This window comes from Secundilactobacillus malefermentans (genome assembly GCF_008033155.1).
GTDB lineage: Bacteria > Bacillota > Bacilli > Lactobacillales > Lactobacillaceae > Secundilactobacillus > Secundilactobacillus malefermentans.
Window position 1 is genome coordinate 94,028 of sequence record NZ_CP042371.1, and the last position, 14,737, is coordinate 108,764.

The 14,737-nt window shown below is 39.0% G+C and carries 13 protein-coding genes; 5 read left to right on the forward strand and 8 right to left on the reverse strand.

What is annotated here, in order from left to right:
* Positions 1-23: 23 nt before the first annotated feature.
* Both FGL90_RS00500 and FGL90_RS00505 read right to left on the reverse strand, forming a co-directional pair.
* Positions 24-239 (reverse strand): hypothetical protein, encoded by a 216-nt coding sequence (locus FGL90_RS00500; RefSeq protein WP_147656448.1) that lies wholly within the window; start codon positions 237-239, stop codon positions 24-26.
* Positions 240-253: 14 nt separating this feature from the next.
* A complete protein-coding gene (locus FGL90_RS00505; RefSeq protein WP_147656450.1) occupies positions 254-1,081 on the reverse strand; it encodes a Cof-type HAD-IIB family hydrolase in 828 nt (275 codons plus the stop codon).
* Positions 1,082-1,261: 180 nt separating this feature from the next.
* Between FGL90_RS00505 and mscL the strand changes: the two genes are divergently transcribed.
* A complete protein-coding gene (mscL, locus tag FGL90_RS00510) occupies positions 1,262-1,633 on the forward strand; it encodes a large-conductance mechanosensitive channel protein MscL (protein ID WP_147656452.1) in 372 nt (123 codons plus the stop codon).
* A 132-nt stretch (positions 1,634-1,765) separates the two neighbouring features.
* Positions 1,766-4,480: a glycoside hydrolase family 65 protein gene (locus FGL90_RS00515; RefSeq protein ID WP_010620015.1), complete on the forward strand. Its 2,715-nt coding sequence runs from the start codon at positions 1,766-1,768 to the stop codon at positions 4,478-4,480.
* Positions 4,481-4,527: 47 nt separating this feature from the next.
* Here the strand turns inward: FGL90_RS00515 and FGL90_RS00520 are convergent, their stop codons facing one another.
* Positions 4,528-5,298: a Cof-type HAD-IIB family hydrolase gene (locus FGL90_RS00520; RefSeq protein WP_010620016.1), complete on the reverse strand. Its 771-nt coding sequence runs from the start codon at positions 5,296-5,298 to the stop codon at positions 4,528-4,530.
* Positions 5,299-5,463: 165 nt separating this feature from the next.
* Here FGL90_RS00520 and FGL90_RS00525 point away from each other — a divergent pair, with 165 nt between their 5' ends.
* Positions 5,464-6,120, forward strand: coding sequence for a deoxynucleoside kinase (locus tag FGL90_RS00525; RefSeq protein ID WP_147656454.1), 657 nt, complete (start codon positions 5,464-5,466; stop codon positions 6,118-6,120).
* Between the two features lie 53 nt (positions 6,121-6,173).
* Here the strand turns inward: FGL90_RS00525 and FGL90_RS00530 are convergent.
* From FGL90_RS00530 to pepV, 3 genes are all read right to left on the reverse strand, one after another.
* Positions 6,174-7,552 (reverse strand): IS3 family transposase gene (locus FGL90_RS00530; protein WP_147656456.1). Its coding sequence is split into 2 segments (ribosomal slippage): positions 6,174-7,063 and positions 7,063-7,552, totalling 1,380 coding nucleotides; the frame shifts between segments, so codons are not numbered across the junction.
* 64 nt (positions 7,553-7,616) lie between these two features.
* Complete coding sequence (locus FGL90_RS00535) at positions 7,617-8,120, reverse strand: universal stress protein (RefSeq protein ID WP_010620019.1); 504 nt, start codon at positions 8,118-8,120, stop codon at positions 7,617-7,619.
* Between the two features lie 34 nt (positions 8,121-8,154).
* Positions 8,155-9,558 (reverse strand): dipeptidase PepV, encoded by a 1,404-nt coding sequence (gene pepV, locus FGL90_RS00540; protein ID WP_147656458.1) that lies wholly within the window; start codon positions 9,556-9,558, stop codon positions 8,155-8,157.
* 117 nt (positions 9,559-9,675) lie between these two features.
* Between pepV and FGL90_RS00545 the strand changes: the two genes are divergently transcribed.
* The gene (locus FGL90_RS00545; protein ID WP_147656460.1) at positions 9,676-10,506 is read left to right on the forward strand and encodes an NAD(P)H-hydrate dehydratase; all 831 of its coding nucleotides are present in this window, start codon (positions 9,676-9,678) and stop codon (positions 10,504-10,506) included.
* Positions 10,507-10,547: 41 nt separating this feature from the next.
* Here the strand turns inward: FGL90_RS00545 and FGL90_RS00550 are convergent, their stop codons facing one another.
* Positions 10,548-12,212 (reverse strand): putative polysaccharide biosynthesis protein, encoded by a 1,665-nt coding sequence (locus tag FGL90_RS00550; RefSeq protein WP_147656462.1) that lies wholly within the window; start codon positions 12,210-12,212, stop codon positions 10,548-10,550.
* A gap of 161 nt (positions 12,213-12,373) precedes the next feature.
* On the opposite strand from FGL90_RS00550, the gene FGL90_RS00555 reads away from it, so the two are divergent.
* A complete protein-coding gene (locus FGL90_RS00555) occupies positions 12,374-13,288 on the forward strand; it encodes an alpha/beta hydrolase (RefSeq protein ID WP_050899322.1) in 915 nt (304 codons plus the stop codon).
* Positions 13,289-13,477: 189 nt separating this feature from the next.
* Here FGL90_RS00555 and FGL90_RS00560 read toward each other — a convergent pair whose 3' ends face one another.
* Positions 13,478-14,695: an IS110 family RNA-guided transposase gene (locus FGL90_RS00560; RefSeq protein ID WP_147656464.1), complete on the reverse strand. Its 1,218-nt coding sequence runs from the start codon at positions 14,693-14,695 to the stop codon at positions 13,478-13,480.
* Between the last annotated feature and the right edge of the window lie 42 nt (positions 14,696-14,737).

Genomic DNA, 14,737 nt, shown 5'->3' on the forward strand with positions numbered 1-14,737 from the left:
GCTCATAAAATCAAAGTAATTGCTTATTTTTCATCTGAATCATGCTTATTTTTTCCAACACCAATAATTAACCAGAGATAGAGTACAGTTACAAGCGTCATACAAACGAGCCAAGTTATAAGCCACACGGCAATTGTTCTAAAACTACTAATTGGCCATCCTTGAGTCAGCATTAGGACACCCACGATGATAATAATTGGGACCAGTAGAATCATGATAAATGAGACCCATTTTGGCATTTTGAATCCTCCGTTTAATTTAAAATGAATTTATTAATTATCTCAGCAATTGCACCATGCTCATTATCTGCTTCAGTGACGTAATTAGCGATTTTTTTAACCTCATCACGACCGTTTGACACACAAATCCCTAACCCGGCCTTCTCAATCATGGGTAAATCATTGAAATTATCCCCAACCGCAATTACCTCTGACGGTTTAATGCCTAATTTCTGAGCCAACTCCAGGGTCGCAGTTCCTTTGTTAACGCCAAATGGATTAAACTCTACGTATCGATTTGATGAATATGTCGCCACAACCTGACCCTTTAACTCTGCTAAGACGGCATCGTGGACTTTAGTTCGAATCTCAGGATCCGAGTGGTTAAAGATGACTTTCATGATTGTTCGATTTCCAATCCGCTTGATATCAGGTTCACTCATATTCTGGTAAAAGACGCCTCGCGTTTGTAAATAATGTTTTTCGTCCGGACCAACCCCGTATGCAAACATTTGATCCAAGGTATTAATATGTGCCGAGGTTCCTCTAAAACCTAGCCCTATTTTAAAAATTCTTTCCGCTACTGAATCAGAGAGCGGATGACAAATTTGGACGTTGTTTTTAAAATTCTCTACTGTTGCCCCACCGTTAAATGAGATAACAAAATTATCTCGCTTATTAATTAACCCAATTTGTGAAAGTAACGGTTGAATAGAATCAAATGCTCTGCCGGTGTTGGGCACAAAAATCGTGCCAGCATTGATTGCCCGTTTGATTGCCTGCTCATTAACCAAAGACAAGTCGCCATTTGCTTGCAAGAGCGTTTCATCTAAATCTGTCACAATCATTTTGTATTTACTCATTTTAATTCCTCACTATCCCACGTTATGCGTCCTATTCTACGGTAATTCACGCGGAATTTCCACATTTCTATGGGAACCTCAATGATTTACTTACATACATTTTCCTTTCAAAAAGCTTGCAAAGCTCACATAACCTTCGTTAAACTAATCGTAACAATACAAACGAAAGAGAGACTGCTTATGCTGAAAGAATTTAAAGAGTTTATTGCGCGTGGGAATGTCATCGATCTGGCCGTTGGGGTCATCATCGGATCCGCGTTCACTGCAATCGTCACGTCTTTAACGACTAATTTAATTAATCCCTTGTTAGGAATCTTTTTAGGAAGAATGAATCTCACAAAGCTGGCCTTTACGGTTGGTGGTGCTCAATTTAAATATGGTGCTTTTCTCAATGCAATCGTAAATTTCCTCATTATCGCCTTCGTTGTCTTTCTAATGGTTAAAGCAATCAACAAAGTGACTCGCAAATCTCCAGAACAACAGGCTGCACCGACACCCACCGAAAGCTACTTAAAGGATATTAAGGAACTTTTAGAAAAGCAATCAAAATAACCGTTATCGAAACCAGAAATGTAGATCCATACTACATTCCTGGTTTTTTTATTGGAGTCACAACAGTTGAATAATGCCAATTTCAGACCTAACATTAAACTAGAAGGTTTATAAGAATACGGAGGTAATTAAATGCGAACAGTTTCACTGAAGGTCATGCATGAATCAATGGAATTATCATACTCTGAAAAGGATAATCAACCGCCCTTTCGGAAATTTATGATTGCGTATGATAAGAAACAGAAAATTGGTGAGAATCTTGAAAAAATTAAGATTGCACTAGCTGGCTTGTCTTTTGACGCTGGTATTATTGAAGATCCGCTGATTTATAACTTTTCAGACACGATTGTTGGCATTAATCATCAGCAAATTGATATGGGACTTGCTCTCACAAACATGCTAAATATTCCAGTCGTTAGCGAGCAAGCTGTCAACACATCGGGACTGGCCGAAGCTGTTTCTCAGAAGAAAAAGTATAATGAGTGGCATCTCGACTACTTTGGGCAATATAACGGTAAACGTAACTATGGGCAGGAGGCAATGCTGACCATTGGTAATGGTTACTTGGGACTAAGAGGTGCTTACGTTGAAGCAAACGCTGATTCCAATAATTACCCTGGCATGTATGTTGCTGGCGTCTATAATCAACTGACAACGAACATAAATGGACGTCAAGTGACCAATGAAGATTTAGTAAATCTACCAAATGCGCAGTATCTCTCCTTTGGCGTTGATCATCAAAATCCGTTCAAAATTGATAAAGATGATATTCAGGAAATATACCGTAGTTTGGATCTTAAAAATGGTCAGTTAAGCACGTCCATGCTCATTCAACTATCAACCGGACACCTGCTTGAAATAAAAACCACAAAAGTTGCGGATATGGTCAATTGGCACCGATTTTCAATCAAATATGACATAACCCCAGTCAATTTTACCGGGAGTCTACAAGTTTATTCAAAAATTGATGCGGCTGTAATCAACGGTAATGTAGAACGATACCAAGATTTTGACCAGCACCACATTGATGTCACAAGCATGAGCAGTCAGGATAATGTTGTCCTGTTGGCGGGACAAACAAAGCAGTCAAAGATCCAATTTTGCGTGGGAAGTACCCTGTCCCTTTCTGAATCAACGGACAAGCTAAAAATTCAAACAACGAACGATAAGCAGCAAATTCTTCAAGTTGCTTCCGTTCAGGTTACAGCTGGTCAGTCATTTTCTTTTGAAAAAACAGTAGCTGTTCACACAAGCCTTGAAACAAAAGGCGATTTAGCTGCGGCAACAACGGCTGATTTACCCCATCAATTATTTGATGCTATTTCTAAAGATACGACAACCTATTGGACTGATACCTGGAAAAAAATCGACATCCAAATTGAAAATGACATTAGCAGTCAAAAACTGACGCGTGTCAATCTATACCATTTAATGATTTCTGGAGCTGCAAAGGAATCTGGCAAGTTAGATGCATCAATTGGCGCCCGTGGATTACATGGTGAAGCCTATCGGGGTCATATTTTCTGGGATGAAATGTTTTTCATGCCATTTTATGCGCTTCACTATCCTAAAATTGCTAAATCCTTATTGATGTACCGCTATAATCGCCTTGATGCAGCCCGTGACTACGCCAAGAGCGAAAGCCATGAAGGTGCCATGTACCCGTGGCAATCTGGATTAAAAGGTGACGAGCAATCTCAGTTTGTTCATTTAAACCCAGTTACCCACCAATGGGATCCAGATAACAGTCGCTTGCAGCGGCATGTTTCAATTGCCATTGCGTACAATGTGCTCTATTACGTCAACATCACTGGCGACACCACTTTTATGAACCAATATGGTCTTGAAATGCTTCTCTCCATTGCCAAATTTTGGATTAGTATGAGTCACTATGATTCCAAAGAAAAACGCTATAATATTTCTGGAGTGATGGGTCCGGATGAGTTTCATGAAAACTACCCTAACTCTGATAAGCCTGGCCTAACAAACAACGCTTATACAAATATCATGGTTGCTTGGCTATTCGACCAGATTTTAGAAATAGCCCCTAAAATTGATAAAAAAATTCTCACCACTGTGGAAAATAAATCCAAATTCAGTCATGAGGATCTAGTGAAGATGACAGATATTTCTTCAAAATTAAAACTAAGCATAAATTCATCTGGCATCATTGCCCAATTTGAAAATTACTTCAAACTCCCAAGACTCGACTTCGATGCTTATCGAAGAAAGTACGGAGATATTTCAAGAATGGATCGGCTCTTAAAATCAGAAGGTAAATCACCTGATGCCTATCAAGTAGCAAAGCAGGCAGACGCTCTTATGGCTTACCATTTGATTAGTCCTAAATCAGTTGAGGCAGTTATTCAGAAACTGGGTTACAAACTGCCGAACGGGTATCTAACTCGAAATATTCAGTACTATTTAGATCGAACGACTCACGGTTCAACGCTCTCCAGAATTGTGTATGCAGTTCTAACCGCGATGGATCAAAACATGGATCAATCTTGGAAATTCTTCTCGACCGCCCTCTTTTCAGACTATTATGATATTCAGGGTGGAACTACCGCTGAAGGAATTCACCTAGGCGTGATGGGCGCCACTATTCTGATTGAAACTCGTGATTATGGTGGCGTTCATTATGAAAATAACCAATTATCTGTCTCACCAAAGCTGCCGGATGAATGGACGACGATTCATTTTAAAGAAGCGTTTAGGGGGAACTGGTTTGATTTTTCAATTAGTCATCATTTAGTGACTGTCAAATCAGAAAAGCCAGCAATAATAACTGTTTGCGGGAAAAAAGTTAATTTAGAAGCCAATAAACAAGAAAAAACAACCTATTAAACAAAATGACGGTGGCAACTAAAAATTGCCACCGCCTTTTTATTTTATTATCCGATTAATTTAAAATGCTTCAATCCGTTTGCAATACCATCATCCATATTCGTTGTCGTAATGTATGCTGCCTTCTCTTTAGCCAATTTGTGCCCATTCCCCATTGCAATCGGCGTATCAACGACATCAAACATCTGCAAATCATTTAATTGATCCCCAAACGCGTAGGTATGAACCCCATCCAAATGGGCGGTCTTTAATAATGCCTCAATCCCGGTTCTTTTAGAAACACCAAATTTCATCGTATCTAAAGCTCGTGGATTGTTTCGGACAAGTGATAGTTTATCTTTAAACTGGGTCTGATATAGTCCTTCTTTATCTGTATTAAAGACGTTCATAAAATTAATAGGCTCTTTTAAATAAAACTTTGGATCAACTTTTGCGGTTAGTCTAAGTGCTTTAAAGTTTGCCCTGGTTAAGTCATTTTCTTTATTTAATCTAACTCCTCGATTATTAAAGTAGCCCACCACGTCACCTTGCTGCGTTGCAAAATCCGTAAACTCTTCAATTAGCTTTGGATCAAGTGTTTCAGCCAACAACTTTTGACCACGGTACTGAACGTAGCTTCCATTTGCACTCACAACCGAGTCAATTCCAGTTTCGTCTAGCAATGATTTAATTTCAAAAATGTTCCTACCGGTCGAAATAACTGGTAAAATATCTTTATGCTGTAATTGATGGATGGCTACTAAACTTGACGGCAAAATGTGCTTATCGTCATCAAACAGGGTTCCATCTAAATCAAAAAATACAATTGCTTTCGTCATAATAATGTCTCACTCTCCATATTTAATATTACGACTCCATTGTAACGCAGCTACGGCAAAGATGAGATTTTAACGAAATTCTCAAAAAGTTCAAAAATAGATGTTGTGTCAAATTAGAATATGTTACACTATATATTGTAGATTTCAATAAAAAGAGGGGCTATCATGGTGATTATTACAGCAGGAATGATTGGCGTTGGAAAAACGACATTATCAGGAAAGATTGCAAAACATCTGAATTCAAAACCATTTTTTGAACCAGTTGGCGACAATCCAGTTTTACCATTATATTATAAGGATCCAAAACAGTATGGCTTTTTACTTCAGATTTACTTTTTAAACAAGCGATTCGCAATGATTAAACAGGCTCTAGCAGACGATAACAATGTCCTAGACCGTTCAATTTATGAGGATGCCCTATTTACTAAGGAAAACAATGCTGAAGGAAACATCTCAGATACAGAATTGAATGTTTATCTTAAATTACTAGATAACATGATGACTGAACTGGATGAGTTACCAAAGAAAGCACCTGATTTATTAGTGTATGCTTCTAGCGACTTTGACACGATTCTTTATAGAATCAAGAAACGTGGACGAGATTATGAGCAATTTGACAATAATCCAGAGCTGGAATCTTACTACGAAAAGATCTGGACTGCTTATCAAGAATGGTTCAAAAATTATGATATTAGCCCTAAGATCAAGATTGATTTACAAAAATACGATCTTGAAGTTCCAGGCAACGAAAAAATTGTACTTGATCAAATAGATGAAGCACTTGCAAAGATTCGTAAGCCAAGTATTTCAGAAGCAATATAAACAAAAAACACCAATCAGCTGATTGAAGTGAACCCCAAATATTGGACGAAACTTTAAGCAACTTTCTGGGTGGTAAGAGTTCGGTATTTAACCGGACTCTTACCACCCAGTTTTGTTTTAATTCTAGAAAAATTATAATATTGAATCCAGCTCGATATTGCTGAAGTTAACTCTTCAAGCGTATTGAGCTCTTTTTGATAGTACACTTCTGCTTCCATTATGTGAAAGAAGCTTTCCATTGCGGCGTTATCTAAACAGGTTGCTTTTCGAGACATACTTTGAATAATTCGACGTCGTTTCAAAATCTGAACCCAACGAATATTCTGATATTGGAATCCTTGGTCTGAATGGATTGTTGTGCGATAACCTAATTGTTTGGGAATGCGATTGATTGCTGACTCTAAAACCTTTGTCGTGAATGTCACAGTTGGATTTAAAGAAATATTATAGCTAAGTACTTCGCCAGAAAACAAATCATAGATACACGTAAAATAAGCACGCTCTTCAATCGTTTTCTTGCCCCAACGAATTTCAGTAATGTCTGTCGTTAATTTTTGATAAGGACGATCTGACATGAACCGGCGGTTAAGTCTGTTTTTCGCAATAGTGCCAACCGTTCCTTTATAAGAATTATACTTTCGAGATTGTTTACTAAAGGCAGTCGACAGTAGGTTTAATTCTCGCATCAAGCGTAATACTTTCTTGTGGTTAACGACTATACCCATTTCGCGTAATTGCCCAGTAACCTGACGATAACCCGCCGCAGGAGCCTTAGTCTTGAAATCAGTAATTGTTTGTTTAAGTCCCGCGTCTTTGTCGCTATCAACGGCAACGTGACTTACAGCGTAGCTGTATGTACTTTTGGCCATTCCAACTACTTTGAGGATCTTGACAAGCTTATAGCTCGACCTTAATTCTTGGATGATTTGTGCTCGTCGTCTTGTTGTGATCGAACCAAGGCCTTCAATTTTTTTAGATATTCGTTCTCAATCTTTAGTAATTCGTTCTCTTCGCGTAAATGTTCTAGTTCACTTTGCTTCTTAACTTTCTTGTTTTGTTTATTCGTTGGCATTAGCTTTGGTTGCCCCTTACCACGATACAAGGCATCAACACCATTTCTTTCGAAAGAACGTTGCCATTGCCAGATTGTGGACGGCGCAGAAATATCGAAGTTAAGGGCAGTTTCAGTTAAGGACGCCTGGTTCGTTTTCATCCATTTTAAAACATTTACCTTAAAGGAGCCATCATAAACTTTTCCTGGTCTTCTAACTTCAAGTCCTTCAGTACCGAAATGTTGATATTGTCTGATCCATTTATTAACGGTTGTATAACTTTTGATCTGGTATTTACGAGCGATTAACTTAAGTCCGAGCGAAGTGGTCAAATAGTCTTGAACAACCTTAAATTTAAATAGTTTAGTGTATTTTGTCATAGTAAAACCCCCGGTATTGGATTTGGTCCAATACCGGGGGTTCACTTCAGATTGGTGTTTTTATTTACTCAAATTTTGGATTCTTCGTTAAAACCTTATTATCCAAGTTCGTTCTTATAATTAACACGTCACAAATTGCATTTGTGACAACGTAACTGGCTGTCGACCCCATCATCATTCGTTCAACAACGTTTGATCCCGTTGCCCCCAAAATAATTAGGTCAACACCATAGTGAGTCGAAAGTTGACTCGCAATCTCAACTTTAGCATTGCCAAATTTGACAATTGTTTGTACTTTTTTAATACCAGACTCAACGGCCATATCCTTGTATTTAGCAACTAGATTTTCAAATTCTTCTTTCACGCCGTCCAGTACTGATTGATCAACGTATCCAAATCCAACCCGAGTCGATCCAATGCCAACAACTTTATCACTGCTAATTACCGTTGCAATGATTAATTCAGCATCATTTCGCTTGGCAGAAGCAATCGCTTTAATAACTGCTCTCCTTGCTTGCTTTGAACCATCAACACCAACGAGAATTTTATGATATGGAATACTTGCCATTTAAATCACCTCAGTCTTTAGTTGTCTTAACTCACTACTTTGCTAATTCATAGATGGATTCTGCATAAATTGAAAGTGCCTGAATTAAATCATTAATTGGTTGGAACTCATTTGCCTGATGCATGCTATCAGTTGTATGTGGAAATAACGCGCCAAATGCAACTCCTCGCTCCATCAATCGGCCGTACGTTCCACCACCAACAACTTCTGGTTGTGCTTGATGATCACCCGTCTGATTACGATAAACTGTCATAAGTGTTTTAACAATTGGATCTTCAAGAGAAACATAATGGGGAACCATCGTCCTGCCTTCCGTAACCGTGAAGTCCTCAGTTTCGCCAAAAGTCTCCAACTTGGTTAAAATCGTTTGATCGTCCATTCCCTTGGGGTATCTAAAGTTAAGAATGATTTTGCCACTTTCACCAGTTTGAAATTTCATAACCCCAACGTTCATAGTTAGGTCGCCCATAATATCATCCGTATACGTTAATCCTAGTTTATAGACCCTAGAATCATCGTGGAGACGATTAGCAATAAAATTGATGTAACGATCGGCATCCCCACCTAATCGGGTTGCTTGCTGCAGGAACAGTGCCAAATAAGTTCCTGCATTAATTCCGTTTTTAGGCTCCATTCCATGAGCAGCTTTCCCAATAACGTGTAAATCAACCCCATCTCCCGAAATTGAAACATCACCGGTCACTGGCAACTCGTCAAGGAATTTAGTAAACCTGACAACTAGTTCCTCATTATTACTCGTTTCGATTGTGGCAGTTGCATCCCGCGGCACCATATTTTCACGGAGACCAGAGTCAAATGAAACCAATCGATCTTCTTCACCATTGGTTCCGGCAGTATTAATCGTAAACGACGCATTTCCTTTTTCACCATTAATTAGCGGGAACTCAGCATCTGGAGAAAATCCCAATGTTGGCGCAGGTTCTACGTCAAAATAATGGGTCATTCCCGTCCACTCGCTTTCCTCATCGGTCCCAATAATAAAGCGAATCTTTTTATTTAACTTTAGGCCTAATTCTTTGATTAACTTTAACCCATAATAGGCAGCTAGTCCCGGTCCTTTATCGTCTGAAGTCCCACGACCATAAACGTTTCCATCCTTTTCAGTCAGCGTAAATGGGTCCGTATCCCAGCCATTTCCAGCAGGCATGACATCTGCATGAGCCAAAATAGCCAAGGTTTCGTCCCCTTCGCCATACTCTACATACCCCACAAGGTTATCTAAATTTTTCACTTTAAATCCGTCGCGTTTAGCAATATCTAAATACTTATTGAGTGCTTCTGCTGGTCCAGGACCTAATGGTGCATCAGTCGATTTTTTAGAATCATCACGAACGCTTTCAATCGCGACTAAGTCCTTTAAATCTGATAAATAATGTTCCTTGTATGTTTCTGCTTTTTTCTGCCAATCAATCTCCAAAATAGTCGGCCTCCTGATATTATTCTTGCTACTCTTATTCTAGCATAGCTTAAGTCAAAACAGGCATTCAGTAATCTCCTTTTAACATGGTATACTCAAGGTAAGGAAGTGGCTTAGATGAAAAAAATAACAAAGGCAATTTTACCAAATACAATTCGCCAGAGGCCAGTGGACAGCTATAAAGGGACGTATGGTCGCGTTGTTTTGATTGGCGGCAATCGAAACTTCGGGGGTGCCATTATTATGGCTTCAGAAGCTAGTGTTTATAGTGGTGCTGGCCTAGTAACGACCATCACCGATTCAGCTAATCAGGCTAGTTTACATGCCCGCTTACCAGAAGCAATGGTGACTGATTTCAGCCAGCACACGCAAATAACCTCTCTCATTCAAAGCGCTAACGTCGTTGTTGTCGGTCCAGGTCTGGGTGATGATGCGAATAGTGTCGAACAATTAAAAAATGTTTTAGCGACTGTTACGCCTTCGCAAATTGTCATCATTGACGGGTCGGCAATCTCAATCCTTGCCAGTAACAATTGGAATTTGCCAACAACTAATCTCATTTTTACGCCCCATCAAATGGAGTGGCAACGCTTATCTGGAATTAAAATTGCCGATCAAACCGAGACGGCTAATCAGCAGATTCGAAACCAGTTAAACGCGACGGTTGTTTTAAAATCACACCGAACTGAGATTTATACCGAAACTGGGTGTTTTCAAAATACGCTAGGTACCCCTGCTCAAGCAACGGGTGGAATGGGCGACACCCTTGCAGGAATGATTGGCGGCTTTACTGCCCAATTTGCAAACACGACCAATGCCGTGCAAGCAGCAGTTTATACACATAGCGCTATTGCAGAGCAGCTTGCTCGAAATCAGTACGTTGTTTTACCAACCCAGATTATTCATGAAATTCCCAAGTTCATGTACGAAAACCAAGCATCTAACTAAAAATACCGTCCAGCTGATTGTTATCAACTGAACGGTATTTTTTATTTTATTTTAAATAAGGTTCTTAACCGGCCCACCCGTGACCCCATAACGCGATCGGCTAATCTTGAGTGGAGGGCTAAATAAACGTAGACGTAGCCACCAATTGCTGCGGCAATCAGTACCACAATCAAACTAATGACTTTACCACTGCCTAATCCCAACCAGTTAACTAAGATTTCCAAAAGTCTGGTCATTACCCAAGCAACCACAAACGTTAATAACGAATACAAGAGTACCCTGTTTGTGTCTCGACTAATTGCATGGTAATTTAAGCCAAATTGACGATTCAGTGATCGAATGATGAGATAATTTGCAACGATAAATCCAGCAGCCGTTGCAACTAATGGTCCAAAACTACCCAAATAGTAAACAGCCGGCACTTGAACAATAAACTTAACAACCGTTCCAACTAGAAAGTATCTGACGGCCCGTTTATTCTGTGAAATTCCCTGCATAATAGCGGAAGTCACCGTAAAAAGTCCTAAAATAATCGAAACGTATGATGAAAATTCCAGAATTTGTGTTGCCAATTGTGCTTGTTGATGGCCGTAAAAAACGGTATTCAACGGCCCCGCAATCGCGGACATTCCTAAGGCGCTCGGCAACATGATGAATTCAAACATCAAAAAAACGTTTGTAATTTGTCGGCTGATTTCACCGTGATCTTTTTTGGTATACGCTTCCGACAGTAACGGAACAGCAGTTATTGCCAACGCTGAGGATAAGGAAACTGTAATCATAATCAATTTATTTGAATTAGCAGCGAACATGGCAAATAAATCATTTAAATAAACTTGCGAATAATTTGCAGCTAATCTCATAATCCTAAAAAAGGTAAATTGATCAATCAGTTGAAAAATTGTAATTCCAGCTCCCAAGATAATAAACGGAACCGCCTGCTGTAATATTTCACGGTAAAGCTGCTTTGCTGGAACAATAATTTCGTTGCTACTGTTTCTTACTAGTTCTTGGAATTCATCACGTCTTCGTAAGTAATAAACGCCAAGAATGAGTAGCCCGGCTACAGCGCCAACAAATGCTGCAAATGTTGATTGAGAAACAGCAGTTACCCAGCTACCGTGCATGACGCGCATAATAACGAACGCCGTCACTAACATGTAGATAACCCGTGCTAATTGCTCAACAAATTGAGAAATCGCAGATGGTGCCATTTGCTGATATCCCTGAAAATAGCCCCTAGTCAGACTCATGGTTGGAATGATCAAGACTGCCCAAGCTAGAGAATGAAGAACCGGAATGACATTTTTATCGTCTCCAGCAAATATGGGTGCGCCAAAATAAAGTAACAAGGCACAAACGATTCCCGTTGCAGCAGCCAATACTAGCCCAAGCTTGTAAAGTCGAACGCCAACCCCATATTCATTTAGTGCATTATAATGTGCAACTTGCTTTGCTATTGCTGATGGGATTCCAGCAATCGCCGCAATTAGAAAGAAACTGTAAATATTATAACCCTTTGCAAATAGCGCGTTACCTTGAAAGAAGAGGCTACCAAACCAAATACCCCAAGGAATAATGTAAATTGCACCAAGTATTCGTGATAGAATGCTTCCCGCTGTCATCCAGGCGGAGCCATTGACCATTTGTCGTTGTGCATCAACAGTTGGTTTGCTGGTAGTGTCTTGATTTGAACTCTCAGACATTTTGTACCCTACTTTCTATTAATCAATCTTAACTATTCTAATATGAATTTAAAGACTTAGCAACGACAATTAGAAAAGCTTAACTAGCTTCTCAAAATCGAGTCTGCTATCATGGGTGCAATACATATAAAATTAAAAAAGTAAGGTCGGTTTGATTTCAATTGAGACGTAAAATTTGGCTATCCCTATTAATACTAGTTGTAATTGTGTCGATTGTTCTTGGTATCAACACAATTCATTTAAAAAAAGCGAAACTTAAGAAAACTTATTCCTTCAATTCTACCCCAACGCTCTTTGTTCACGGATGGACTGGAAGCTTAAAATCAGAATCACAAATGGTTAAAACTGCTGAAAAAATTGGCGTGGCAAAAACTGAATTAATCATTCATGTTAAGCCCAACGGTAAACTTAACTACATCGGACACTATCATCAACACGTCAAAAACCCAATCATTGAAATTGTATTCGATAACAATCGGGCTGGCGAGTTCAAAGATGCCGCTTGGATTAAATCTGTTATTAAGTCCTTAAAAAATAGGTACCATATCAAGCGATTTAATGCCGTTGGCCATTCAATGGGGAGTTATGCCCTTCTATACTATTGCTTGCTGAATGGTAAAAACCCCAACCTTCCCAAGCCCAATAAACTGGTCTTAATTGCAGGTCCATATGACGGCATCATCAATAATCATAAGCTAAATCAACCACAAACTGCGCCACTTAGCAATCTTTGGGAAGACAAGCCTAATGAAAATGCACTTTTAGCAAATGGCCGTCCAAAGATTGTTCATCCGGAATACCGTCGACTCCTTCGATTGAGAAAAAATATTCCCCGAAATATTCGCGTTTTAAATATCTATGGAAATTTGGAAAACGGCTCTAACTCTGATGGCGTCGTCACAATCACGTCGGCAAGATCACTTGGCTTTCTATTACGTGGACGAATTGCGAAATATAAAGAACTAAAAGTCGTTGGCGAAAATGCACAGCATAGCAAATTACACAAAAACAACTTTGATGTTAATAGAGGATTAATTTCCTTCCTATGGAAAAAGGAAAAGCTTGAGACCAAATAGTCTCAAGCTTTTTTCTACGATTAGTCAAGAGAAACCTCTATTTTATGGGGTTCTCTTTTTTTTGAGCAGTACTTTAAGATTTTTTCCCGTGTTTTATAGATTGTATTACCGAATAAATGTATGATAAATAGCACCTCTGGTGTTATTGATTTTTTGAGGTGTTATAATTGTGTGTGAATGAATTATGATTTATTTCTCTGGTGAGAATTGTGCTGAATCATATAATTCATTATTTTTAATTAGGTGGTAGATGGTCCTAATCAGACGTCCCATCGCAGCTATGGCAATCTTCTTAGTGTGTGATTCACTAGAAGATTGCTTTTTGCGTTGATAAAAAATACTGATATTCGATGGATGATATTTGGCGACACTCATCATGTTTAAGACAGCTTTAAATAATATTTTTCTTGCATATGGATTACCGCGCTTTCGAATATGCTGCATCATCTCGAAATCCCCAGATTGATACTGGATCAAATCAATTCCAACGTATGCATTAATGGCATTGGAGCTATGAAATCGGCTAATATCACCTAACTCAGCTAAGAGACAAACTGCTGTTTTAATACCGAATCCCGGAATTGATTCTAAGATTGGGATTTCGGCAAGTAAGCTTGAAATCTTAGTCATTTCCTCAATAATATCTGCCTTAAGTCCGCTTAAGTGTTCAACCTCGTTAGCTAGATAAATAACGGAGTGAACTGCGTGAGCGTTGTAATCAACTGCGGGGGCAGATTGACTTGCCAAATCATGAAGATGCCTAGCTAGAGCGAATGCACGCTTCTCACTCATGTTTTTTGGTGTAGCCTTTAAAATGAATTGGGCTAACGCTGGTAATTCGATTGCTAATACAAGGCTGGCATGTGGAAATTGTTGCACGACGTGCCAATACAATGCACCATCGGTCGTGCTTATAAATTGTTCCACCTCTGGGAAAGTAAGCTGCAACTTTTGATGTAATCGATTTTTAGCTCGTACAATATCTTCGTTGAATTCTTGATAGGTTCGCTCCAAGTCGTGAAGCTCGCCATACACAGCTTTTTCCTTAAAGGTCGACTGATAATGATGTTGTGCCATTGCCATTGCTAATGAAACGGCATCTAACCGATCATTTTTATTATGCCTAAACCCATCCATGTCTTTTTTTGCTGCTAATGGGTTAATTTCCGTATAATTCCAATTTTCCCTTTGAAGAAAGGACCGTATACTTCGGGAATAGATGCCAGAAGATTCAAAAATTACCTTCGGCGATCTAAAACTGTTAAGCGCATCATCAAGTATTTTGTAACCTGGTCGGTTATTGGTTATTTTAAATTCTTTAAACGTCCTGCCATCAATCAAAATGGCTACGTTTGAACTATGTTTACTGACATCAATACCAAATATGATTTCCATATCAAGCATCATCAAACACCACCTACATAAAAGTTGTATTCATCGATTCACTCA

Bases quoted from the DNA above. Each gene is read 5' to 3' on its own strand.
- FGL90_RS00500 (WP_147656448.1), bottom strand. From the start codon at position 239: ATGCCAAAATGGGTCTCATTTATCATGATTCTACTGGTCCCAATTATT.
- FGL90_RS00505 (WP_147656450.1), bottom strand. From the start codon at position 1,081: ATGAGTAAATACAAAATGATTGTGACAGATTTAGATGAAACGCTCTTG.
- mscL (WP_147656452.1), top strand. From the start codon at position 1,262: ATGCTGAAAGAATTTAAAGAGTTTATTGCGCGTGGGAATGTCATCGAT.
- FGL90_RS00515 (WP_010620015.1), top strand. From the start codon at position 1,766: ATGCGAACAGTTTCACTGAAGGTCATGCATGAATCAATGGAATTATCA.
- FGL90_RS00520 (WP_010620016.1), bottom strand. From the start codon at position 5,298: ATGACGAAAGCAATTGTATTTTTTGATTTAGATGGAACCCTGTTTGAT.
- FGL90_RS00525 (WP_147656454.1), top strand. From the start codon at position 5,464: ATGGTGATTATTACAGCAGGAATGATTGGCGTTGGAAAAACGACATTA.
- FGL90_RS00535 (WP_010620019.1), bottom strand. From the start codon at position 8,120: ATGGCAAGTATTCCATATCATAAAATTCTCGTTGGTGTTGATGGTTCA.
- FGL90_RS00545 (WP_147656460.1), top strand. From the start codon at position 9,676: ATGAAAAAAATAACAAAGGCAATTTTACCAAATACAATTCGCCAGAGG.
- FGL90_RS00550 (WP_147656462.1), bottom strand. From the start codon at position 12,212: ATGTCTGAGAGTTCAAATCAAGACACTACCAGCAAACCAACTGTTGAT.
- FGL90_RS00560 (WP_147656464.1), bottom strand. From the start codon at position 14,695: ATGATGCTTGATATGGAAATCATATTTGGTATTGATGTCAGTAAACAT.